The organism is Mucilaginibacter celer, from assembly GCF_003576455.2.
In the GTDB taxonomy this organism is placed as follows: domain Bacteria; phylum Bacteroidota; class Bacteroidia; order Sphingobacteriales; family Sphingobacteriaceae; genus Mucilaginibacter; species Mucilaginibacter celer.
In genome coordinates, this window is sequence record NZ_CP032869.1 from 6778048 (window position 1) to 6802945 (window position 24898).

Annotated in this window: 20 protein-coding genes; 6 read left to right on the forward strand and 14 right to left on the reverse strand. The window is 43.3% G+C overall.

The genetic code is table 11. The features are described 5' to 3' along the window. Positions 1–26: 26 nt before the first annotated feature. Positions 27–2555: a TonB-dependent receptor gene (locus HYN43_RS28490; RefSeq protein WP_119407221.1), complete on the reverse strand. Its 2529-nt coding sequence runs from the start codon at positions 2553–2555 to the stop codon at positions 27–29. A 309-nt stretch (positions 2556–2864) separates the two neighbouring features. After that, positions 2865–4046 carry an asparagine synthetase B gene (locus tag HYN43_RS28495; protein ID WP_205589997.1) on the reverse strand — a complete coding sequence of 394 codons (1182 nt, stop codon included), beginning with the start codon at positions 4044–4046 and terminating at the stop codon, positions 2865–2867. Between the two features lie 258 nt (positions 4047–4304). On the opposite strand from HYN43_RS28495, the gene HYN43_RS28500 reads away from it, so the two are divergent. The 5 genes from HYN43_RS28500 to HYN43_RS28520 all read left to right on the forward strand — a co-directional run bounded on the left by HYN43_RS28500 (position 4305) and on the right by HYN43_RS28520 (position 10028). Then, the gene (locus HYN43_RS28500) at positions 4305–4832 is read left to right on the forward strand and encodes a hypothetical protein (RefSeq protein WP_119407222.1); all 528 of its coding nucleotides are present in this window, start codon (positions 4305–4307) and stop codon (positions 4830–4832) included. Between the two features lie 177 nt (positions 4833–5009). Further along, positions 5010–5753, forward strand: coding sequence for a 3-oxoacyl-[acyl-carrier-protein] reductase (fabG, locus tag HYN43_RS28505; protein WP_119409169.1), 744 nt, complete (start codon positions 5010–5012; stop codon positions 5751–5753). A gap of 264 nt (positions 5754–6017) precedes the next feature. After that, the gene (locus HYN43_RS28510; RefSeq protein ID WP_119407223.1) at positions 6018–8099 is read left to right on the forward strand and encodes a hypothetical protein; all 2082 of its coding nucleotides are present in this window, start codon (positions 6018–6020) and stop codon (positions 8097–8099) included. A gap of 204 nt (positions 8100–8303) precedes the next feature. Beyond that, on the forward strand, positions 8304–8726 hold the full coding sequence (locus HYN43_RS28515; RefSeq protein ID WP_119407224.1) for an endonuclease domain-containing protein: 423 nt from the start codon (positions 8304–8306) through the stop codon (positions 8724–8726). A 111-nt stretch (positions 8727–8837) separates the two neighbouring features. Beyond that, positions 8838–10028 (forward strand): IS256 family transposase, encoded by a 1191-nt coding sequence (locus tag HYN43_RS28520; RefSeq protein WP_245447287.1) that lies wholly within the window; start codon positions 8838–8840, stop codon positions 10026–10028. Positions 10029–10227: 199 nt separating this feature from the next. Here the strand turns inward: HYN43_RS28520 and HYN43_RS28525 are convergent, their stop codons facing one another. From HYN43_RS28525 to HYN43_RS28580, 12 genes are all read right to left on the reverse strand, one after another. Further along, entirely contained in the window at positions 10228–10530 is a 303-nt protein-coding gene (locus tag HYN43_RS28525; RefSeq protein WP_119409170.1) for an FtsB family cell division protein, read from the reverse strand. A gap of 203 nt (positions 10531–10733) precedes the next feature. Then, positions 10734–12101 (reverse strand): DEAD/DEAH box helicase, encoded by a 1368-nt coding sequence (locus HYN43_RS28530; protein WP_119407225.1) that lies wholly within the window; start codon positions 12099–12101, stop codon positions 10734–10736. Between the two features lie 262 nt (positions 12102–12363). After that, positions 12364–12903 carry a signal peptidase II gene (gene lspA / locus HYN43_RS28535; protein ID WP_245447063.1) on the reverse strand — a complete coding sequence of 180 codons (540 nt, stop codon included), beginning with the start codon at positions 12901–12903 and terminating at the stop codon, positions 12364–12366. Between the two features lie 268 nt (positions 12904–13171). Then, positions 13172–14467 carry a phosphopyruvate hydratase gene (gene eno, locus HYN43_RS28540; protein ID WP_119407226.1) on the reverse strand — a complete coding sequence of 432 codons (1296 nt, stop codon included), beginning with the start codon at positions 14465–14467 and terminating at the stop codon, positions 13172–13174. 401 nt (positions 14468–14868) lie between these two features. After that, positions 14869–15591, reverse strand: coding sequence for a DUF2490 domain-containing protein (locus HYN43_RS28545; protein ID WP_119407227.1), 723 nt, complete (start codon positions 15589–15591; stop codon positions 14869–14871). Between the two features lie 130 nt (positions 15592–15721). Further along, the gene (locus HYN43_RS28550; protein ID WP_119407228.1) at positions 15722–16846 is read right to left on the reverse strand and encodes an ABC transporter permease; all 1125 of its coding nucleotides are present in this window, start codon (positions 16844–16846) and stop codon (positions 15722–15724) included. A 92-nt stretch (positions 16847–16938) separates the two neighbouring features. Then, entirely contained in the window at positions 16939–17703 is a 765-nt protein-coding gene (locus HYN43_RS28555) for an ABC transporter ATP-binding protein (RefSeq protein ID WP_119407229.1), read from the reverse strand. 260 nt (positions 17704–17963) lie between these two features. Then, on the reverse strand, positions 17964–18176 hold the full coding sequence (locus tag HYN43_RS28560) for a hypervirulence associated TUDOR domain-containing protein (protein ID WP_119407230.1): 213 nt from the start codon (positions 18174–18176) through the stop codon (positions 17964–17966). A 656-nt stretch (positions 18177–18832) separates the two neighbouring features. Next, on the reverse strand, positions 18833–19546 hold the full coding sequence (locus HYN43_RS28565; RefSeq protein ID WP_119407231.1) for a siderophore-interacting protein: 714 nt from the start codon (positions 19544–19546) through the stop codon (positions 18833–18835). 77 nt (positions 19547–19623) lie between these two features. Then, positions 19624–20475, reverse strand: a complete 852-nt coding sequence (locus HYN43_RS28570) for a helix-turn-helix domain-containing protein (protein ID WP_119407232.1) — start codon at positions 20473–20475, stop codon at positions 19624–19626. Positions 20476–20528: 53 nt separating this feature from the next. After that, positions 20529–20855 carry a DUF6686 family protein gene (locus tag HYN43_RS28575; protein WP_119407233.1) on the reverse strand — a complete coding sequence of 109 codons (327 nt, stop codon included), beginning with the start codon at positions 20853–20855 and terminating at the stop codon, positions 20529–20531. A gap of 177 nt (positions 20856–21032) precedes the next feature. Beyond that, positions 21033–21956: a DUF6607 family protein gene (locus HYN43_RS28580; protein ID WP_119407234.1), complete on the reverse strand. Its 924-nt coding sequence runs from the start codon at positions 21954–21956 to the stop codon at positions 21033–21035. A gap of 398 nt (positions 21957–22354) precedes the next feature. On the opposite strand from HYN43_RS28580, the gene HYN43_RS28585 reads away from it, so the two are divergent. Next, positions 22355–24892 (forward strand): NACHT domain-containing protein, encoded by a 2538-nt coding sequence (locus tag HYN43_RS28585; RefSeq protein WP_119407235.1) that lies wholly within the window; start codon positions 22355–22357, stop codon positions 24890–24892. The last annotated feature ends 6 nt before the right edge of the window (positions 24893–24898 follow it).

The following is a 24898-nucleotide window of genomic DNA, read 5'->3' on the forward strand; positions in this document are numbered from 1 at the left end:
ACGCTAAAAATCCTGATCCTAAAAAACTATCGGCCACCGCCGGTACCAGGACCACCACCCTGGCCACCGCCCTGATCGCCTTGTTTCATGTCATCGTTATTGATGCCTTTTTTAGATTGTTGCGGGTTGCTGAAACTTAGCTTACCAAAGCTGTAGCTAAACGTAATACCGAACGAGCGGAATGGAAACGCAAACTTGCTGCTTTGTGTAAAGGTTGGCGTTTTAATATCGGTATTAAAGTTTTTGTAAGTGCTAAACGGCTCGATGGCATTGATACCCAAAGCCAGTTTCTTTTGCATAAACTGTTTTTTAACACCCACACCAAATATACTGAACGATGGGTTTGAACCCTGAATAGTACGACGAGCCGAGTTTTGAACAGCAAACGTTTCGGCAATAAAATTGCTTGGCAAGGTAAGCTGCGCACTTAAAAACGCGTTGTACTGGAAGTACGTTGACGTTTGTGTTTGCTGATTGGTTAACTGGTTACTTGCAGTTGGCTTATAAGTATAAGCGTTAATGCTACCACGGATAGTCAATATTTTAATTGGTGTAACCGCACCGAAGAAACTTGCACCATATGAATTATTAACACCGATGTTTTGGTAGGTAGTAATGGTACCTTCCTGGCCGCCCGGCAGGTTAGTTAACAAACCTTCAATTAAACCTGTTGTATGCTTGTAATAAGCCGACAGGTTAATAACCGATGATTTAATGAAGGTATTGTAACCCAACTCAACAGTTTGCGAAACCTCTGGCGCCAGCAACGGGTTACCTACTGATTGCGCGGTAGGGTTACTTTTATTTACAAACGGATTTAAAAACTGCAGGCTTGGGCGGGTAATACGTTTGCTATAGGCCAGCTTAAGGGTTTGCGTAGGCGTAAGCGCTTTTTGCAGGGTTAAGCTTGGTATAAAGGTATTGTAGTTTTGATCAAACGGCTGGATGCTTTGCACATCGTTATGCGGTTCGCCGTGGATATCGGTATTCTCTAACCTGGCACCGGCAAGTACCGAGTAACCTTTAGGTAAGGTAATCGTTAATACCGAGTAACCTGCCCAAACTGTTTGGTCATAGCTGTATTTATTGGAGTTTACCGGGTCATAAACAAAATCGGCACCGCTCGGGTTAAAATAATCCGAAACGCTTCTGATCCTCCTTATGATGTTTTTACCGCCCGCTTCCAGTTTAAATACTTTGTTTATGGGCAGGGTATAATCTGTTTGAAAGGTGTATTCGTTGTTAATACCGTCGATATTGTTTTTCAGGTTAGGGAATTCTGTAGGGTCTTGCAAGCCGGTAAATAACGAAGTGTAGTCGGTTACAATCTTACTGTGGCTCCACTGGGTTGAAAAGCTTAACTCATGGCCCTCTTTTTTAAACTTATGCGTGTAATCAATATTCCAGTCAAAACCGCCAAATGTGTTATGGCCAATGTTATTGTTATGGTAAGTGTTGTTTTGTGTAGGATCGTAAAAATAGGTACGGGTATAATCGGTATTGCTGTTAGGATCAAAACCGCCCTGGTTTAAACGTACGCTGGTACGCAGGTTGTTAAACGCATTAAAATCGTACCCGGCCGATACCGAACCGATAATGCCGTGACGCTTTACGCGGCTTGTACCGGTTGAAGTTTGCGAACGGTGCTGCGCAGGATCGTTAAAAAAGAAATCCTGATCGCTTGAGGTAAGCGAGGTTTGCGGCCAGGTAGAGTTACCACCTACGTTTGCCGATAAGCTTAACCTGTTGTGGTTATAGTTGATGTTACCGTTGCCGTTATTTTGACGTGTACCCACACCACCGCTGATAGAGCCGCTAAAGCCCGAAACATTTTTTTGTTTAGTTATGATGTTCAAAATACCCGCCGAACCTTCAGCATCGTATTTAGCCGATGGCGAAGTAACCACCTCGATGCTTTTGATCTGATCGGCAGGGATGGTTTTCAATACATCCGATAAGCTGGCCGATGTTGCGCCCGATGGTTTGCCATTTATCAATACACGCACGTTTTGGTCGCCGCGGATAGATACGTTACCATTTAAATCTACAGCAACCAATGGTACTTTTTGCAATACGTCGGTAGCGTTACCGCCGGCTGCAGTCAAATCTTTTTCGGCATTGTAAACAATTTTGTCAATTTTATTTTCGATCAAGGCAGCCTGGCCTACTACCTGCACCTCTTTAAGTGCATGCGAGCTTGGTGCCAGAAGAACCTGTCCTAATTTGGCATCCGGTTTTGACGCCGTAGTTTCAACGGGGTCGATATATTTGGTTGGGTAACCGATAAATGAAATAGCCAGTTTATATTTGCCCGGCTTAATATTATCCAATTTAAAGTTACCTTTCTCGTCGGTCACCACGCCGGTAATCGGCGATTTGCCGCCGCTGCGGTATAAACCAACCGAGGCATAATCCATTGGTTTTTTGGTAAGCGAATCGACAATAGTACCTGATATTCTGCCTGTTGTGCTCGGTCCGCCGCCGCCCACACCAAACTGGGCCTGAGCCGATAACGCGAAGCAGAACAATGCAATAAGTATGTAAAAACGTTTCATTTAGTGTTATTTTGGTAATTGGAGGCGAAAATACCTTAAATGTTACACGTTGAAACTTTATTTTTTTACAAAATGTGCAATTGTCATGTATAAGTTACACTTAGGTGAAGCAAACCATGAATTTTACAATATCTGAATCAGAATTTACAGAATTTGAGAATTTTCAGAAAGGAAGATTCGAGATAAAAGTATTGTATCATTCTGTAAATTCTGATTCAGACAAAATCGAAAATCCGACATCCGAAATCAACCGGACAAGTATTCCGCTAATTCTAAAATTCTGTAAATTCTGATTCAGACAATAAAAAATCAGGTTTTCTGTTTCTTCTTTTTAGCCGCCGGGAAAAGCACATTGTTTAAAATTAACCTGTAACCGGGTGAGTTAGGATGAAGCTTGAGATCGGTAGGCGGGTCATTCACGGCATGCTGATAATCTTCCGGGTCATGACCGCCGTAAAATGTCCACTGGCCTTTGCCGTATTCGCCGTGAATGTAGCGTGCTTCGTTACCGGTTTTCATCTCGCCCATAATGGTAACGCCTGGTTTAAGCATACTTTTGTTGTAGGCCGTGGTAAGGCCCATAAAGCCTTTAATTACCTTATCATGGTTTTGGGTAAGCATACTTGGCACCACATCCCATTTGGCCGAAAAATCGAACAGCGTAAAAAAGTCCCTGGTACGATCAACCTGCCGGGTGGTGGTTACATCAATATTGCTAAAGGCGTGCGAAGTTGGATTCATATCCAGCGAAAAATTCTGGAAGGCAAAGGTTTGCGTAAAATCCAGTTTTGATTGTGCGTCCTGGTCGGCAGCGTCGCCGTCAAACATCCGTTCGCAGATATCGGTATTAGCTGCTGCCAAAGCAATATCAAAAGTATCGGTACCCGAGCACATCGCAAATAAAAAGCCGCCGCCCGCGCAAAAATCGCGGATGTTTTGGGCTACGGCCAGCTTCATTTTTGATACTTTGCTAAAGCCAAGCTTGCGGGCCATGGCTTCCTGTACTTTCACATCGTCGGTATACCATTGCGCGTAGCGGTAAACGCCGTAAAACTTGCTGTACTGGCCGGTAAAATCTTCGTGGTGCAGGTGCAGCCAATCATATTTGGGCAGTTCGCCGTGAATCACTTCTTCGTCATAAACCAAATCGTAAGGGATCTCGGCATATTTTAAAACCAGGGTTACCGCATCATCCCAGGGCAGTTTGTTTTTGGGGGAGTATACGGCCATTTTTGGGGCTTTCTCCAATTTTACCAGGTCCATATTTACTGATGGATCGCTTACCTCGGTAATGATCTCATTGGCTTTGGCATCGGCAATAACCTCGTAACTTACCCCGCGGATTTTGCATTCTTCCTCAATTTTTTGCCCGTACTTCAGCATAAAACTGCCGCCGCGGTAGTTCAGAAGCCAGTCAACCTCTTCGCCGTTTTTCAAAACCCAAAATGCAATACCGTACGATTTAAGATGATCCTTTTGTTCGTCATCCATCGGGATCAATATCGAAGCCGCCCTTGTAAAGAAAGGTAAAAGGAGAAAGGCGAAAGGCAAAAGGTATTTTAAAACTAACAGGTGTTTATTGCTTGATGGGTTATTCACGGTGCCTGGTTATTTGTTAATGCCGGTTTACCAAATGTAACGAATAAACTTTTAATGTATTTTGATAGATGTCCCGACCAGTAAAGATTAGTTATTTCGCCCTATAATATCTCCGGTATTTTTTGTTATTTCAATTAAAATCTTATCGTTATGAAAAAGAATATCCTGCTCTTACTGATCGCCATTATTACCATTGTAATGATCTTCCCGGCAAAAGCACAGGTAATTACCAAGTATGGCGACAATGTAAGCACGCTCGACGGCATCATGAAGGCTTACTATGATGTGGTTACCGTAAAAAAAGGCGAAAAAGTAAGCTACGAGCGCGACAGCCTGTTGCACATCCCCGATGCGCACGTTGGCTCCGGATATATTGATAAGCAGGGTAAGCAAAAGTTCAGCTACATGACATTGAAGCAATACCACAAACTGGCCGATCCGTCATTATCTCAAAATGGTTTCGACGAGCGGGAGATTGCCCGCCGGGTTGAAAAGTTCGGCAGCATTTACCACGTATGGAGTACCTACGAATCACGCAATACGCACGACGGACCGGTAACCGAACGGGGCATTAACAGTATCGAACTGTTTTATGATGGTACCCGTTTCTGGATTTTGGGTTGGTTTTATGATGGCGAACGGAAGGATAACCCGATACCAGAGGAGTATTTGAAGTGAGTTTTTTTATAGTTCATGGTTCATGGATCATAGTTCATTGTAGGGAAGGGGGCATGACGCTTTTAGCTTGTTTTTTTTTGCTATGACCTATGATCCATGAACTATGATCTATCAACCATGAACCAATTTTACCAAAAAACCACTAACTTCACCGCCCTGAAATCATATACGTTAATTATGAAATTATTAGAAGGAAAAACCGCGCTGGTTACCGGTGCGTCAAAAGGAATAGGCCGAAAAATTGCCGAAAAATTTGCCGAGCATGGCGCTAACGTAGCTTTTACCTATTTATCATCGGTAGAAAAAGGCCAGGCCCTTGAGCAGGAGCTGCAAAGCTTTGGTACTAAAATAAAAGGCTACCGCTCGGATGCTTCGAAATTTGACGAGGCCGATAAACTGATCACCGATATCGTTGCCGATTTTGGCACCATCGATATCGTAGTGAACAACGCCGGTATTACCAAAGACGGTCTGTTAATGCGTATGACCGAAGAAAACTGGGACGAAGTGCTCGACGTAAACCTGAAATCGATATTCAACGTTACCAAAGCGGCATCAAAAATAATGATGAAAAACCGCAAAGGTGTGTTCATTAACATGAGCTCGGTGGTTGGTGTGCAGGGCAATGCCGGTCAGGCTAACTACGCCGCTTCAAAAGCGGGTATCATCGGTTTCTCAAAATCGGTAGCTAAAGAGTTAGGTTCACGTAACATCCGTACCAACGTAGTTGCCCCGGGCTTTATCCGTACCGAAATGACCGATGTGCTCGATCCAAAAGTTGTTGAAGGCTGGGCAGCAGGCATCCCGCTTAAACGTGCCGGCGAGGTTGAAGACGTAGCCAATGCGTGTGTATTCCTTGCTTCAGATATGGCTGCTTACATTACCGGGCAGGTTATCCCGGTTGATGGTGGTATGTTGTAATAGATAGGATCAATAAAAATAAAAAAGACGTCATTGCGAGGAACGAAGCAATCCCCGACAGGCAGAGCGGCTATGCAAATCCGCCCTGTAAAGTTTGGGATTGCTTCGTTCCTCGCAATGACGTTTTTGTTAAAATAGCATTTTTCTCTCTCCCCCTCAACCAATAAACCAAAACTTATTCCCCTCTTTTCACAATAATTTCGCATTTTGCAGTTAATGTTATCGGGACAGATTGTCTGCGCCCCAATTATACTATAGCTACAAATGTTTTCACTTACATGGGGTTCTGTTTCGGGCTGGTGGACACCGGTTTGCCTGTTGTTAGGTTTAGCCTATGCCTGGCTCATGTACCGCCAACCGGCTGAGATCGGCAGGAATTTACGTTACGGATTAGCAACCCTTCGTACAATAGCTGTTTTCTTCATAGCGCTGCTGTTGGTTTCACCGCTGGTTAAATCGGTTAAATATGAACCTCAAAAACCTTTGGTGCTCATCGCCCAGGATAACTCATCATCCATCAATACTTTTAAACCGGCAGATTTTAACACTTCAACTTTTATTGATGATCTGGCTAAACTGAAAGAACAACTTGGGGATAAGTATGATGTGCAGGAATTTAACTTTGATAAAGATCTGCATCCCGGTTTATCTAAAAGCTTTGGCGGTAAACAAACAGATATTGCGGGCGCGCTTCGCCAATTGAATAACCGGTTTACCAATCAAAATATTGGCGCTTTGGTACTGGCTACTGATGGTTTATACAACCAGGGTAACGATCCGCAATACGACGCTAAAAATATCAAAACCAGTATTTATACCATTGCCCTCGGCGATACTACGGCCAAACGCGATCTGCTTATCGGCAATATCAACTACAATAAAACCGCCTTTTTAGGAAATGATTTTATTATAGAAGTGCTTGCCACAGCGTATCAAAGTAAGGGCGAAAACATGAGCCTCTCGGTTACGGAGGATGGCAAACAAGTATATCAGCAAAGCATCCCGGTAACGGCAACTGATTTTAAAAAAATCATCCCCATAAAATTAAACGCCTCAAAAAAAGGTTTGCGAAAATATACCATCAGCATAGCGCCAATTAAAAACGAGCTATCCATCCAAAACAATACCGAAACTATTTATGTGGAAGTGTTGGATGCCCGCCAGAAAGTATTGCTGCTGTATAACGGTCCGCACCCGGATATAACGGTTATTAAGCAAGCTATAGAAACCAATAAAAACTATGAGGTTAAAGCTGCTTCGATAAACAATGCAGCAGATATTAAACCGGCAGATTATAGTCTGGTTGTTTTTTACCAGATCAGCGCGGCTGATTATCCGCCAATAAAAAGTTTTATTGCTAAAAGTAAAACGCCGGTTTGGTACATCATCGGTTCGCAAAGTAATTTACAGGCTGTAAATAGCGAACAAAGCACCGTAAAAATCAGCGCCGGGCGTGCCGAAACACAGGAAGTGCTGGCCTTGCCTGCTAACGATTTCACAGCATTTAATTTGTCTGATTCGGCAAGAAGAAAGATCAGCGCGCTGCCCCCCTTATTGGCTCCGTTTGGCAGTTACGGTACATCAACCGGTACTTCGGTTTTATTACGACAAAAAATTGGGGCGGTGGCTACTACTTATCCATTATTAGCCTTTGGCGATGAAGTCGGTCGCCGCACGGCGGTATTAACCGGCGAAGGCATCTGGCGCTGGCAGTTATCGGAGTATCAAAATTATGAAAACCAAAACGCTACCAATGAGCTATTGAGCCAAACAGTACAATATCTAACCGCCAACGCCAACCGCCAGCGCTTCCGTGTTTACCCTGCCCGTAATGTGTTTGACGAGGGAGAGAACGTGATATTGAATGCCGAGTTATATAACGATGCCCTCGAACTGGTTAATACGCCCGATGTGAAGATAGAGCTGAAAAACACGGCAGGTAAAAATTACAGCTACCTGTTTACCCGTACCGGGCAAAGTTATCAGCTTGACGCGGGTGCGTTACCTGTTGGAGAGTACACTTACAGCGCGTCTACCCAAAACGGTAAGCAGGATTTTAAAGCAAGCGGCCAATTCACCATAAAAGCATTAAACCTCGAAACGCGACAAAGCGCGGCTAACCATGTGTTATTAAACACGCTTGCTAAGCAAAGCGGTGGGCAAATGATCAAACCATCAGATGTAAGCAAACTGGCCGATCTGATCCGTAAAAATGAGAATGTTAAAACGGTTGTTTATGAAGATAAACACTACAGCGACTTGGTGGATGTGAAATGGTTGTTTGGGTTGATTTTAGTGTTGCTATCTGTTGAGTGGTTTTTGAGGAAGAGGGAGGGGGAGATATAGAGGAAAGAAAAAGCAAGGGCCTTGTGCGATTCACTCCCCCGGGAGGGTGTAGGGAGGGGTTTCTAAAAACGATTAAACAACAATGGTAAAAATCATCCCATATAGCTCGGATTGAAATGAGCAAAACTTGAAAAAGCAGGGGCTACGCGCGATTCCCTCCCTCGGGAGGGTGTAGGGAGGGGTTTCTCAAAGCGATTAAACAGAATGACAAAAATCATCCCATACAACCCGAAACTAAAACCCCTCGCAAGGAAACTTCGAAAGGACATGACATTCGGAGAGATACTCCTGTGGAATGAATTAAAAGAAGACAAGCTTTTAGGCTTCGACTTTGACCGCCAGCGATGTATAGATGATTACATCGTTGATTTTTACTGCAAAGAGTTAATGCTGGCAATTGAGGTTGATGGCCGATATCACGATCATGAAGATATTCTAATTAAAGATAATGCGCGACAGGCAAAGTTGGAAAGTTTTGGTGTTCGGTTTTTACGGTTTACAGAAGCTGAATTGAAAGATGATCTTGATAATGTACTAAGGGCTATTGAAGGGAAGATGACAGAAATTATTAAAGAGGATAATTCTATTAAGCTGCCTAAAGGGTTTGATATGAACTTGTTGGAGTAGTAGGGTGTATAAACCCCTGAGAGTGTAAAATAAACTGTGTCAAGCGTTAAATGTTAACTTAAAACACAGTTTAAGATGAAGAGAGAAGAAGAATCGCTCGAATACGAGCAAATGAAAAAGAAAGCCCTTGAGCAACTCCGCTCGGGCAAATCGCTTTATGGCAAGGATGGAGCCTTTGCACCGTTGCTAAAAAGTTTCCTTGATGCCGCCCTTGAGGCGGAATTGGAAAGCCATTTAGATGAAGCAGAACGCAGTTCAGGCAATCGCAGGAACGGTAAGACCAGTAAGAATATCCGAACCTCTGATGGCACCATATCTATTAGTACCCCTCGTGATCGCAATTCCAGTTTTGAACCCGAACTGATCCGCAAACGGGAAACGATATTAGCAGAAAGTCTTGAATCCAAGATCATCGGCATGTATGGACTGGGCATGAGTTTCCGCGATATATCAAAGCATATCAAAGACATGTATGATACAGATATCAGTCACAGTACCTTATCTGCTATAACAGATAAGATCATTCCTGAAGTAAAAGAATGGCAATCAAGGCCGCTGGATGAACTTTACACCATTGTTTGGCTGGATGCGATGCATTACAAGGTTAAAGAGGAACACCGCATGGTAGCGCATGCTGTTTATAACATTCTTGGTATTGACCGTCACGGTCACAAGGAGTTGTTAGGAATGTATGTATCTCAAAGCGAAGGCGCTAATTTTTGGTTAAGTGTATTGACCGACCTTCAAAACAGAGGTGTAAAAGACATCCTGATTGCTTGCATTGATAACCTCAATGGATTCCCACAGGCCATAAATACAGTATTCCCTCAAACAGAAATCCAGACCTGTATCGTCCACCAGATACGCAACAGCCTGAAGTACGTGGCTTCTAAAGATCAAAAAGTATTTATGAAAGATCTTAAGCCGGTGTACCAGGCAGAAACCCTCGAACTGGCAGAACTTCGTTTAGAGCAATTAGAAGAAAAGTGGGGTAAGAAATATGAAAAGGTATTGGAATCATGGCGTAATAACTGGTCGAAGCTGACCACGTATTTTCAGTATGATACCACTATTCGTAAACTGATCTATACCACCAATACCATCGAAGGGTTTCACCGGCAAATCAGAAAAGTAACCAAAACCAAGGGTGGTTTCACATCCGATATGGCTCTGTTAAAACTGATCTATCTGGCTCATAACAACATTAAACAAAAATGGACGATGCCACTTTCTAATTGGGCGACAACGGCCCAGAAGCTGGCCATTTGGTTTCCTGGGAGAATGATATTAGATTTGATGTAGCAATCAGCCCCTGCCGGCCCATGGGCCGGCAGGGGCTGACACAGTTTATTTTACAGACCCGCTCGATTAAACTGCCTAAGGGTTTTTATATGAGTTTGTTAGAGTAGCAAGGCGTATAAACCCCTCCCTACACCCTCCCTTGGGAGGGAATCGCACATGACCCCGCTTTTTTAGCGGCCGCTTCGGAGAAAAGATGCTTTTACTTCTTCTCCGTCGAATCCGGCACCACCACATACACATCCTCATTCGCTTTTTTCATGAGGTATTTTTCGCGGGCGAACTTTTCCAGTTGCTGGGGGTTGGTGGTTAATTCGTTGAGCTCCTTGTTTACCTGGTCGGTTTGGGCTTTATAGAAATCGCGCTCAACGCGGAGCTTTTTAACCTGTTGGTGATATTGGTATTGCGAGAAAAGGTCGTTCCTGTCGAAAAATATCATCCATACCACAAAAGCCAGCGTAACCAGGAAGAATTTATTCTTGAAAAGGTCAATAAGGCGTTTCATTGATATTGGCTGCGTAAATTTCATTTAAAGCTATTTGATTTTTTCTACTGGCGCAAATATGGTTATTAACTTATTAACAGGGAAATTTATTGCTGGTGAGTAGTGATTGGGTTGATTAGGTGAGTGGTTGGGTTCGAGGTGAATTAAAACCACTCACCTAATCAACCACTCACCCAATAAACCATTCACCTAATCAACCTAAATTATCCCCTTCTCGATCCACTCATCCCGCTTGCACCACCCGGGCGACCAGCCTCTGAACGGCTCCCGCCTGATTTTTTGTTGCCACCAGAGCGGCCATTGCCAGCAGAGCGGCTATTGCCACCGCCGCCGCCAGACTTGCGATTGTTACCACCACGACCACCACCACGCTGACCACCGCCCGAACCACCTTTTTTAGGTGCCTCGTTTATTTTGGCAGCCATAGCCGCCGGACTAAGCGGGTAAGGGTGACCTTCCTCTACCGGGATCTGCTTGGCTATCAGCTTATGGATATCTTTCAAAAACTCCAGTTCTTCGGCATCGCAAAACGAAAATGCTATACCATTTGCCCCGGCACGGCCTGTACGGCCTATGCGGTGTACATAAGTTTCGGGTACGTTAGGTAGCTCGTAGTTAATAACGTGGGTTAACTCATCAATATCAATACCGCGGGCGGCAATATCTGTTGCTATCAACACGCGGGTAGTACGGTTTTTAAAGTTGGTTAACGCACGTTGCCTTGCGTTTTGCGATTTATTGCCGTGAATGGCTTCGGCAGTGATGCCTACGCGGTTCAAATCTTTCACCACTTTATCGGCACCGTGTTTGGTGCGGGTAAATACCAGTACGGTTTTGATGGTTTTATCTTTCAGGATATGGATAAGCAGGTTTTTTTTATCGCCTTTATCCACATAATAGATAGCTTGCTGTATGGTTTCGGCAGTAGATGATACCGGGGTAACTTCCACTTTTTCAGGGTTGTTCAGGATGCTATCGGCCAGGCCCTGGATTTCTTTTGGCATGGTGGCCGAAAAGAACAACGTTTGTCTTTTTGCCGGTACTTTGGCAATGATCTTTTTAACATCGTTAACAAAGCCCATATCCAGCATGCGGTCTGCCTCATCCAATATCAGGAATTTAACATGATCCAGGTGAACATAACGCTGGTTCATTAAATCAAGCAAACGGCCCGGCGTTGCAACCAGGATATCAACGCCCCGGCGCAATGCATCAACTTGTGGATTTTGCGATACGCCACCAAAAATTACCAGATTTTTAAGGCCGGTGTGTTTGCCGTAATTAGTAAAGCTTTCGCCAATTTGTAGGGCCAGTTCGCGCGTTGGGGTTAAAACCAACGCTTTAATGGTTTTTTGCTCTTTGTGGGCTATCCTGTCCTGGTGTAGAAGTTGCAGGGTAGGGATAGCGAATGCCGCGGTTTTGCCGGTACCGGTTTGGGCACAGCCAAGCAAATCCCGGCGCTGTAATATAATAGGTATGGCTTGCGCCTGGATTGGGGTAGGTGTAGTATAGCCCTCAGTTTTTAAAGCCTTGAGGATAGGCTCAATTAAATTTAAATTTTCGAATGACATTTGATCGTGTGTAATATATAATGTGCTCACGCGAAGGCATAAGCGGATCTGAAAAGTTTAGAGAACTCAAAGCCGTAAGCAAACGGGTAATTGCCCGCAAAGATACGCTTTTTATTGTTAAGAAGATTTTAAGGGGGTTGGTGAGAGAAATTATAAAAGATCGTCATTGCGAGGAACGAAGCAATCGCACGTAGGCAGGTCTGCCCTGTAGAGTTCGCGATTGCTTCGTTCCTCGCAATGACGGTATTGTTATTATATAGAGTTATGCTGGTGTTGTCTCCGCATCGGCTTCCTCCTGCTGTTTCTTTTTAGCCGCTTTATCTTTTTTCCACGACTCCAACAAGATCAGCCCCATGCCAATCATGATAGATACATCGGCCACATTGAATACACCGGTTTGAAAAATATGGAAGTTCATGTGCATAAAATCGGTTACGCTGCCGTACATCATCCTGTCGTACAGGTTACCTGCGCCGCCGGCTATTACCAGTACTATGCCTATGGTTGTTAATTTTCCGATTGATGGTTTCAGCATTACATAGCCTATACCAAAAGCTAACGCAATTAAAGGAAGTAACGAAAGCAAAATAAAACGCCACGGGTTTTGCAACGAATCGCCGAGGCTTAAAAAGGCGCCGGTGTTTTCGGCGTGCAGTATGGTGAAAAAGTTTTTGATCACAAAAATGTTATCACTGATATGAACATGATCGCGGATATAAAGTTTGGTAACCCTATCTAACCCTACGCTTGCAATAAATATCAGCACAATGGCCAGTATCCTCAAAATCCCTTTTTTGTTCATCAGTACTACAGTAACAAATTTATAACGTGGCTGCCGAGGTTTAATTATCCGGTTGCCGGGAGGCAAAGGTATAAAAATACCTATTGATAGACGAATGAAAATAAGGTGCTCAATACCTTAAAAACGTTTGTCATGCTGAGGAACGAAGCATCTTCTTCGCCCTGTACAGCCGTCCTGCATGGCGAAGAAGATTCTTCGCTATGCTCAGGATGACATAACAAAAAAGGCCACCTGCAAGCAGATGGCCTTCAATATCATCAAAAAGAGATTACTTTTTAAAGTATTTGAAATCTTTACCGATAAATTTAGCGTTAGCGCCTAATTCTTCTTCGATACGTAATAACTGGTTGTATTTAGCGATCCTGTCTGAACGTGAAGCCGAACCGGTTTTGATCTGGCCGCAGTTTAATGCTACAGCAAGATCGGCAATGGTCGAATCTTCAGTTTCGCCCGAACGGTGGCTCATTACCGAGGTAAAGCCGTTGGTTTGTGCTAAAGTAACCGCGTTGATGGTTTCGGTTAATGAACCAATCTGGTTAACTTTTACCAGGATTGAGTTAGCAATACCTTCGCTAACACCTCTTTGTAAACGTTTGGTGTTGGTTACAAATAAATCATCACCCACCAACTGTACTTTTTTACCAATTTTATCGGTCAGGATTTTCCAGCCTTCCCAATCGTCTTCGGCCATACCGTCTTCGATAGAGATAACAGGGTATTTAGCTACTAATTCGGCAAGGTAATCAGCCTGCTCAGCGCTGGTGCGGATAGCACCTTTTTCGCCTTCAAATTTAGTGTAATCGTATTTACCGTCTTTGTAAAACTCAGATGCAGCACAGTCAAACGCGATGAAAATATCTTCACCCGCTTTGTAACCTGCTTTTTCGATAGCTTTTAAAATGGTTTCAACACCATCTTCAGTACCTTCAAAAGTAGGAGCGAAACCGCCTTCGTCGCCTACTGCGGTTGATAAACCACGGTCGTGAAGAATTTTTTTCAGGTTGTGGAATACTTCAGTACCCCAACGTAAAGCTTCAGAGAATGAAGGAGCGCCAACCGGCATGATCATAAATTCCTGGAAAGCGATAGGAGCATCAGAGTGTGAACCACCGTTAACGATGTTCATCATCGGGATAGGCAACGTGTTGGCGTTTACACCGCCAATGTAGCGGTATAAAGGCTGGCGGCTTTCCTGCGCAGCAGCTTTAGCTACAGCTAATGAAACACCTAATATAGCGTTGGCACCAATTTTACCTTTGTTTTCGGTACCGTCAATCTCGATCATTAAAGCGTCGATAGCGTTTTGTTCAAACACGTCGATACCTTTTAATTCAGGAGCTAAAATTTCGTTTACATTTTCAACGGCCTTTAAAACGCCTTTGCCCATGTATTTTGATTTGTCGTTGTCGCGAAGCTCAACAGCCTCGTGAACGCCGGTTGATGCACCAGAAGGTACAGCAGCGCGACCAAATGCGCCATTCTCGGTTAAAACTTCTACTTCAATAGTAGGGTTACCGCGCGAATCTAAAATCTGGCGGGCATGCACATCAATTATTATGCTCATAATGAATTGTCAGAGTGTGGTTTGAATGAATACTATTAATAACGGCGGCTAAGTTAACGTTCAAAACAGGAAAACGCAATTGAAATTTTGTATTTGTAACGATTATTAGCGTTGAAGTATGTTATTTAACATGAATTTAATATAGAATAGGCTATTTTTTTATGAACAAGAATGTCTGAACCGGGATTTGGGGGGATTATTTTGATTAGTTGGATTTTTCTGCTATTTCCTCACCCCGGTTGTCGTGTCTCCACGACAACATTCATGCAAATTAAATAGATTGGTTGTCGTGGAGACACGACAACCGGTGGGGTAAAATCCAGTAAATCCTAAAAATCTCCCCAAATCCCGGTTCAGACAATCAGCGAAATCAACGTAATCATCTCCCCAATCAACGGTCATCAATCACTCGTAGTAGGCACATGCTCACGCTGCACCGCGTTTTTACGATGTATCCGGTACATCAAAATCAACATGATATTATTTTTATCGCTTTTAGCCGTAGTGGAATAATTGTATTGATTTATCCAGCCCGCCTGCAAAATCAGCGATTTATCAAACTGGTAACCCAAAGCTGCCGAAACACGGTTGCGCTCAAAGTTGGGCACTTTGTTATTCAGGAAAACCTCATCAAAAACAGAAAGAAACCAGGTTTTGGCCACAATTTTGGTATTGTTAAAGGGGATGAACACGTTAAGTCTGTAACGGAAGCGGTTGCGATAATCGCCATTAACCCAGCGCTGCTCTACACGGTAACGGTGCTCCAGTTTTAAACGGTAAAGGAACTGGTTGCTTGTGATCTGTTCCCAAAAACGGGTTTCGGTAATGGTTGGGCCCTTGCCAACATCCATATAATCATAAGTGGTATAGCGGCCGGTGCCTAAAAGTGCAGTAAAGTTTTTATCAATATCATAGCTTACACCTCCTTTTATCTCAAAGTATTGAAACTGGCTGAAAACATTATTGGTTCGGGTTTGAAACTCGGTATAACCACCCCATTTGTGTAGGCTGTCGCCCGGTAAAACGAGGGTAGCAATGCCCCAGGTGCCTACTTTTGAGTCCTGGGCTTTGGCCGTCGATGAAATAATTAGTAACAGAAAAAAGAAACGGAAAAATCGGAACATCTTAAATTAATGTTAACAAACTGCAAAAATGCATTTATTTAACATTAATTTAAAGTTATGTACAATAATTTAAACCGGATAAAATGATTGGGTGAAACTAATCTCTGGTCTCTAACCTCTAATCACCGGGCTATTCCCATTTAAAAGTTTTAACGGCTACCGCGTAAATACCTACAAACCAGGCAAGCAGGATAAGCAATTGATGCGTTACATCGCCTAAACCGGCTCCTTCAAAAGCTACCTTACGCATTGCATCATTTAAATGGGTAAGGGGTAATACCTTGCTGATGTATTGCAACCAGGTGGGAAAAGCAGTAATAGAAAAGAAGGTTCCCGACAATAAAAACTGTGGCAGGGTAATGATATTTGATAGCGGCGGCACCGAACTTTCGTTTTTAGCAATGCCCGATACGGTAAAGCCAAACCCCATGAATATAATAAGACCTATGGCCGAGAGTACCAGCATGTTCAATACCGTTGTAGCACCGTGTATTAACGTAAAGCCGAACATATAATGCCCAACTAAAATAATAAACAACGAGCCTAAAAGGGAGAAAGCCAGCCTTGCAATGGCCTCGCCCAAAACAATACTGTAACGTTTAACCGGTGTGGCAAAAAAGCGTTTGATAACCAACGTTAAACGCAGGCTTAGAAATACGAATGCCGTACCAAAAACGCCACTGCTTAAAAGCGAAAAACCAAGCTGCCCGGGCAATATAAAATCGATGTATTTATAAGGCCGGCCGGTTATAGTTTCTTCTTTCAGATCGATAAGGTTTGGAACCTGAACAGTAGTATAAGACTTTATTCGGTTCAACTCTTCCGATTGGATCCTGTAAAAAATATTATTCAGCGCCGATTTTAGTACACTGCCTTTATCGCCCGAAGCCGAGCTGTACTGAACATGTACCGTCATGGCAGCAGGAGGGGCAAAAGGTTTAAGATCAAGGATAGCATCAATATTACCCTTTGCCAGGTTTTTGTTCATCTCATCGGCCGTTTGATCGGTAATGAGGTGCATGATCTTATTTTTTTTCAAAGCCATATAAACAGGGTTATTGGCCGAAGTGTCGCTGCCTTTGGCCAAACCCACATCTATCGACATGCCGCCCCCGCCAATATTGGCAAAAACGATAATAAATATTAACGGGAATGCCAGCGTAAACACCACCGCCGAAGGGCTCCGTAATATCGACCGGAAACTGGCTTTGGCAATAGCCAGGGTTGCTTTTGTATTGCTGTATTTTTGGTTCATTAGTTCAGTGGTTCATTAGTTCATTGGTACCTGGAGATTAATTCAATGGCGTTTTTTGCTGCTAACTGCCAACTAAAAACTGCCAACTGCAATTATCCTTCCCTCCATTCCTTGCCGGTAAGGTTGATAAACACATCCTCAAGGTTGGCGAGCTTTACCTGTTTCTTGCGCTCGAAGCCTGAGGCTACCAGTTCGTCAATAAAATGATCGGGGGTATCTATACCTATAATATGGCCGCCATCAACAAAGGCTACGCGGTCGCACAGTACTTCGGCTTCGTCCATGTAGTGGGTGGTGATTACTACGGTTGTTCCCTGGTCGCGAATCTGGCGGATCAGGTCCCAGAGATTGCGGCGGGCTTGTGGGTCGAGGCCGGTAGTTGGCTCATCTAAAAAGATAATTCTTGGGTTGTTGATGAGTGTGGTGGCGATAGAGAAACGCTGTTTTTGGCCGCCCGAAAGATCTTTGTACTTCGCCTTGGCCTTATCGGTAAGGGCTACTTTTTCAAGCATTTCCATAGGCGTTTTATCAATGCCATATAAGCCCGAAAAAAGTACGATCAGTTCCGAAAGGTTGAGGTTTGGATAATAACCCGCAGCCTGTAACTGTACGCCGATGCGTTTTTTGATATTATCTGCATCGGTTTCAATATCAAAACCATCAACAATAATACTGCCCGATGTTTTGTCTCTGAGTGTCTCGATAATTTCGAGCGTTGTGGTTTTGCCTGCGCCGTTAGGGCCAAGCAGGCCGAAGATCTCACCCTCATAAACTTCAAAACTGATGCCTTTTACGGCTGCAAAATCGCCGTAGTTTTTTACCAGGTTATTTACAGTGATAATGGGTTGTTTTGCCATAGGGTAAAAATGCATTTCATTAATGAAATAACCATGAGTTTTTCGGTGAGTTGCATAATTTTTACGGTGAATGTGCGTTGGTAGCAGCTGTTTTGTCATCCTGAACGAAGTGAAGGATCTTCTACGCCAGGTATGGCCGCTCTGCTTAGCGGTTTACAAGGCGAAGAAGATGTTTCGCTATCGCTCAACATGACAAAAAAATAAAGAAAAAGCCCGCATGTATAACATCCAGGCTCTAATACTTTACAAACATTCCCCCTTTAGGGGGTTAGGGGGCTTACTTCGCTTTCAGATTTCAGCACTTTGTTGCCGTTTTTCTGTTCAATTTCGTAAGCTGGCTCCTGTTTGCCGGCGTTTCGTTTTACCTTTGCGCCTTTTATAGTTTTGCTTACCGGTTCGGTGTGTTTTTTAACAACCGTGCCTTCAGCTTCTGATTTTCCCCATTTCCAGGTTACTTCATCTCCCTTTTTCATTCTGTCTCCCCCTTTTTAAGGATAACGCATGTTGTGGTTTATTGATTTAACAAAGATGAACTAACCACTCCATCGGGGTGCCGGAGTTATTTGATAAGATGACCAATTGAATGGGCTATAGCAACCGCATGCTCGGCGGCTTTTACTATCAAATGGATTATTTGTACTGCAAGTAGAGTTTTCATGGCATTTAATTGTTGTTGTTTAGTGATCCAAAATTGCATACAAATGGCACCCTGCCGTTAGCGTTATTAGGTAAAGCAGGCCCAACTTCCGGTAAACGGGGCTAAAACATCGGAGAAATACCGTTAAAAAGGGTTAGCGTCGGTGAAACTTTGCAGAAGAAGTTTATTGTAATGACGAAAGTTTAAAAGCAAAAAAAACCGCTTTAACGTTAGGTTAAAGCGGTTTTTCTGTTTTTCGCAGGCGGGCAAATATTAACTAACAAGGTTAACCAGCGACTGGATAACCGCTGTACTATGCTCCTGTAGGGTGATGATGATTGCTATTAGCGGGTTGTAAAATGTTTTCATGATAATGTTATTTGCCGCAAAGATGTGCTGTTACCCAATTGTTAAACAGATATTTTAGGCGAAACGGCACAAAATGTCGGTGAATGGCGCTGCACAGCAGGTTGCAAGTTGTAGAATCGGTTTTTACGACCAAAAACCCTGCGTGCGGATCTGCCCCGATGTATAGCCCTGCTGCCTCAGCAGTTTTCTGAGCTCAATTACCATGGTATGGTTACCAGCCAGGTAAAATACCGATTGCTCCAGGTTATAATGTTGCTCCATTACCCAACAGATCAGGCTGTGATGCCCAAACGCATCCCGGCGTTGGATAGGTTTAATGGGCGATTTAAAATATTGGCCAAACAAATCGCGGTGATCATCATTGGCCATAATTATAGCGCCCGAAAACCGGGTGAGCGGCAAAACCATTTGCTGCAGGGCAAGCAGGTGCCCCATGCTGCTTTCATCGCCAAGGCCTATGATGGCCGGCGTACTTGCCGGCGCATGCTTTGTTGAACGGATTTTGAGATAGCGGATGGTGTCACCGTTTTTTAACTGCCGGGCCCAGTTGCTGCCGGGGCCTTTGTGTGCTGCATCTATATAAAGTGTACAGGTACTGGTTTCGGCATCCCAGCCGGCGGGGGTGTAATCGCGGTAAGTGAGGTTATCTACCTTTACCTTTATATAAGGTATCTCGTGCCAGGTTTGCATATCGGCCTGGGGCAGGTGCAGGTCTACCTCAATCATGGTTGAGGGTTGCCAATGCCTTACTTCCAGCACCCGGCCGCTTTGCAAAAGCTGGTTTTCGAACAGGTTGCCCGCCTTTCTTTTTAATTTATGAAGAGTGGATGTTTCCATGTTGTGTTAAATTTGATAACACAAAGCAACAGCGTATTTGATAGTATTAAAATAGATTGTTTGCGGTAATGATTGTACTATTTGCGGCTTTTATCCCTAAACTCGAGTGGGGTGATTGCGGCGGATTTTTTAAACAGGCGCGAAAAGTAAGTATGATCATCATAGCCCAGGGTATGTGCTATTTCCTTTACATTTAAATCACTGTAAAATAACAGGCGCTTGGCCTCCAGCATCACTTCCTGGGTTATCCAGTAACTTACCGGGAAGCCGGTTGTTTTTTTCAAAACCTCGTTCAGGTACGATTCGGATACATTAAGCAAGGCAGCATAAGCCGAGGGACTTTTGGTTATGCGGATCTGCTCGAGCAATAGCTTTTTAAACATCAGCGAAATTTGCCCCGGGCGCGACAATTGTTTTTCGGGATTGCGGGTTTTACTGAAGTTGGCAGCCACCATGCCGGTAAACGATTGTATCAGCGATTGCAGTATGGGAATATAAAAAGGACTCTGGGCATCTTCGGCATGTTTTTCATGCAACAGGGAAAGTACCTGCCGGTATTGTTTCATTTCGTAATTACTTAGCTGATAGGGTTGTTGAAGCAAAAGCTGGTTCTCGAATATGGCACGATAACCCGGTGGGATATGCTGGGTATCAATAGCCGCAAACCATCCGCCGGCAACCTCATTACGGATGCGATGGTGTACCTGCCCCGGCAAAATATAATATAATGAGTTTTCACAGAATTTAACTTCGTGAAAATCTATCATAAGCGAGGCATTTCCCTTTTCAACCAAAAAAAATAAATAATGATCGTCTCGGTGGGCACCCAAAGGTTCTTTTTCTTTAGGTTGATCGCCAAAGGCAAAATAACTGATATCCAGGCCCGAGCTTGTACGTTCAAGCAGTTGGTGTACAGGGATATCTTTCATAGGAGGAGGTTTTAAAATATGTTTAAACAAAATGCAGGCCAACAGTGGCAGGTTTATCTTCCGCCGTCAACTATCATGTAAATTTCGTGCATGTATGCGGCTTCGTCCATGGCGGTATGAAAATCTTCCCATTCGTCAACCGTAAAGGTAAGCTGGATATCATTAACCGGTGTGCGCATTACCACGCGCTCCTGCCCATCCGGAAAAGGGAAGGAGTGATCGCCAAAGTCCAGATCGACAGTGAAGTTTTTAAACTGTATAAACTGGGCGGGCGTAAAACTAAGAATCAGGTTATGGTGCCATATAAATATACACTCACATTCGGCGCAGCGGCTTATCACCGCCGTGCCTTTTTGACTAAGTATTTTCGCGTCGCACATACAATCTGATTTATACAGGGTTCATTATTTATTGCCACCAAAAACAAAGGGCTTTACACTTTGTGCATTTTGCTTTCGGCTTTAGTGAGGCTTTAACTCAATTGGTGCCTGCTCTGTTAGTTGCACAATCTGAGATGCAGTTGTCTAACCACAGAACAGGACTTTATATTTTAAATATTAAGCATTGGTAACAAGGTAAATGTTAATCAGCTTGCGGGCTTCGGCTTTGTTTTTCTGCGCATCCCATTTTTCTTTTACCGATTGATCGGCCAGTTCAAACAGGCGCTCGTAAAGCAGTTTGCCATCTGTTTTGCCTTTTAATTTAATAACGGTATTTTGGGCATATACTTCATCCCATACCTGGCGCACGGCTGTCCAGTAGGGTTGCTGTTTTTGCCACCAGTTCTTGGCGTAGGCAAATTTGGCTTCATCGGCTTTGGTAAATTCTTCATAACCTTTTTCGCGGGCCAGTAGTTTATCGCCCGTGGCCGAGCGGATAATTTTTTGGTTATCCTGCTCAAACATCCAGCCGTTGGCAGTTAAATAAATACGGTTACCACGGCGCAAAACATTATAATCGCTGCGTTTGGTAAACTCGCGGCGGGGCAGGGGCGAATCGCATTCACTTTGCCACAGGTGTTTGCCGTCAACATGTACCCAGGTGCCAATGCTTTCGTAACGTGGGCTGTCATCCACCTGGAAAACTTTTTGTACCCAGCGACCTTTTGCTTCTGCCGGCTTTAATGTTCCTTTTTTCCAGGTACTGCTTTGATCGAAATTGAGCAGGTTGGGCTCTTCATATACCCAGTCTTCGCGCCAGTGTTTAATTACGGCACTGTCGCCAACTACCAGCAGGTGCTGGATCACTATTTTTTTTGGCGAATCTTCTTCAACGGCTGCCCATTCATAGCCCCATGAATGATATTGGGGATGGTTGCGATAGGCGGTATCGGGCGAGAAAGTTTCAGCATAATCAAAGGTTACTTTGTAAAAGCCGCCCAGGGCACGGATAGCTGCACGATCTTGTGCAAGGTTTGACTGGGCATGCAGACTTAACTGCGAAATACTGAACAGCGTTATCAGGTAAACGAGTTTTTTCATTTGAGCGTGATTTGGATTAAATACGTTAACACGACAAAGAAATATCTTATTTAGAATAAATCCAAATAAAAATAAAAAAAGCTTACCATCAATAGCTTATAAATTTGAATGAGGCAATGGGCTGTTTGATGGCTTTTTCACTCATGATGTAAAAGAGTTGGTTTTATAAATTTATAGCAACGGAGAAGTGGCCCGGTGGGGCTTATCAACCCTTAAGTTTCTGTTCATTTTATTCATTTTGTTAGTTTGCATCTGCTTTGGGTATATTTAAGGGTAAAAATTACTCAAAGCAGAAAAAAGTATCTGCTATGAATAATATATGAAACAATATATTATATTCAGCGTATTATTGCTATACCCCAAACGATAATATATTTTGCTGAGTTCAAAAACCAATTATGACCAGTTTTTCTAAATATTATTTTGAGGGGTTAAAAAAGTTTGTTCTGGTGGAGGCGGGGTTATCCAACATAGCTCCTGCCGATTGCAAAACGGTTGAGGCCTATATTCTTGAAAAAACCAAACAACGTGTAAGTGAAACCACGCTGAAACGTATTTATGGTTTTGCGTACAGCAAGTTTAATCCATCAATGTTTACGCTTAATACGCTTGCACGCTACTGCGATTATGAAGGCTGGGACGATTTTTGTAAAAAGCAGGAAGCCGAATCGGTAAAGCAAACCACTACCGCTGTTGATTGGGACCTGTTAAAAATAAACGCCGGAAAAATAACCTCGTTTACCTTGCAGGCACTTAAAAATAAAACGGGCATCCCATACACCCAAACCATCAGGCGGCAGTTTATTGATGATCATTTTGCTGCCTTTTTGCAGGGAGACTATACCGCCACCGTTATTGCCGCCCCGGCCGGATACGGAAAAACAGTGGCGCTTTGCCATTGGGTTGACGAAAAACTGCAGCAAAACAACAACGATATCATCCTTTTTTTTAGCAGCAACGCCCTCATGAACGTTTTTTTAAGTGGAAGGGACATTAATGATTGGATGCTGGGCCTGCTCGGCTACTCGATAGAGGAAGATATTGTGGCCCTGCTTGATTTAAAGCAACGCAAGGAGGGCCGGTTTTTTTTGATTGTTGATGGGGTTGATGAGCACATGTTTAAAAACGACCAGTTTCAGCTGGTATTAAACCAGTTGGTTGATATTTTTTCGTTTTACCAATCGCACGATTGGTTTAAGCTGATTTTAACCATGCGCTCCTCTACCTGGATAAATTATCATCATACCATCGAAATGGGCCAGAGCCCCTGGTTTGAGGGTTTTTTCAGCACGCTTGATCAGCCCTCCAATGTGCCGCTGTTCAGCATCCAGGAAATTAAGGAGCTTTGCCTTAAAATAAACCCGGCCATGCAAAACTATATTGCTGTAAACGTGGCCGAAAATTTCAACCACCCTTTATATTTCCAGTTTTATTATAAAGAGCACAAAAAAAACTTTTCGCTTGATGATATCGACCATGTGAGTGTTTATGAACTTATTTCAAATTTTATACTCAACAAGGTTTATATGGGCCAATACTCGGCCGATAAAATTTATGTGATCCAGGCTATAGTTGAGCAAATGGATTTTGGCGCCGACATATTTGAAGCACCTAAGCTTAGCCTTATTAACTTAATTAAGCATTATAACCATGCTTATTTTGAACTGCTGAGCATCGGCTTTATCCGCGAACAAAATTTTAGCAGCGATTTTGAATACAAGGCCTCGGTTGAGTTTAGTAATAACCACTTCCTGGAATTTTCGATAGCCAGGTATCTGCTGCAAAAAAATACTAACCTGTTTAATATCGATCTCATTACAACCATTAACCGGTATTTTAATGGCGAACGGAAATTATCTGTATTGAAATGGTGTATTATTTATGCCATTAAAAGCGGGCAGCGCGAAAGCTTTCAATTGTTATCGCAAACACGCTTAACAACCAAGGAAAAATCGGATCTGATCCTCTTTCTGGGCGATCTGCTCGAAAAAGAATTCAGTACGCTGAAAGATACCGAATCGTTGGTACAATACTTTAAACAGGATTGCGGCGATGAACTGTTTGATTACCTGTTTGGTTTGGAGTTTGTTAATAACGATTACGGTAAAACCCTGCATACCCTGCTTAAATTTGAGCTAAGCGATAAAAAAAGAATCCTGGTTTATACTGCTTTGGCCACGCTGAGCGTGGTACGGCTTGAGATGAACAAGCTGGAAGAATACCTGAAAATACTGAGCAATTTTGGGGCAGTAAGTTATTACGAATTTCCGCTTAGCCCCTTAAAGTGCTTAAATACCCTATACCAGTATCTTAAATACGGAATTATAAATAAGGATTTTTTTAAAGAGCTTACCCGCTTTTATTTCCGCCCGCCGCTTCATCTTGAAAAAAGTACCTCGAACGATCTGATATTTTTAATATCGGCACATGTATTAAAAATATGTAACGAGCCTTTAAAAACTTTGCGTTTTGTTTCAACACTCGAAACGCATTACCGACCGGTTGGCAACTCTACCTGTGTTTATGATTTTTTTATAAAGCTGATAAAAACCGAAGAGTATTTAACGCTGGGGCTGGTAAAAAAGGCCATTATATTAAATTTTGAACTTGACGAAGCTTACAAAAAAGAGGAGGAAGCCTTTACCCCATTGATGCTCACGCTGCTTAACGGGGTGAAAATTATGGTTAGCTTTAACAGCAGGCAGCTTGCGTTGATGAACGATTCGTTAGAGGAGTGGGCTAATGCCATTATTAACGAAACAGATTATAAACTGTTAAAGGTATACATGCTGGCATTTTTACTGCGAAACCAATACGCTATCAAAAGCCCGCCCGAACGTGTTTACAAGCACATCAGCTATATTTTTTTAAAAACCATGAGCGAAAGCGGCTTACGGGCCGATATATTTTTAAGGCAAAACAGTATAGCCAGTTAAGAAAGG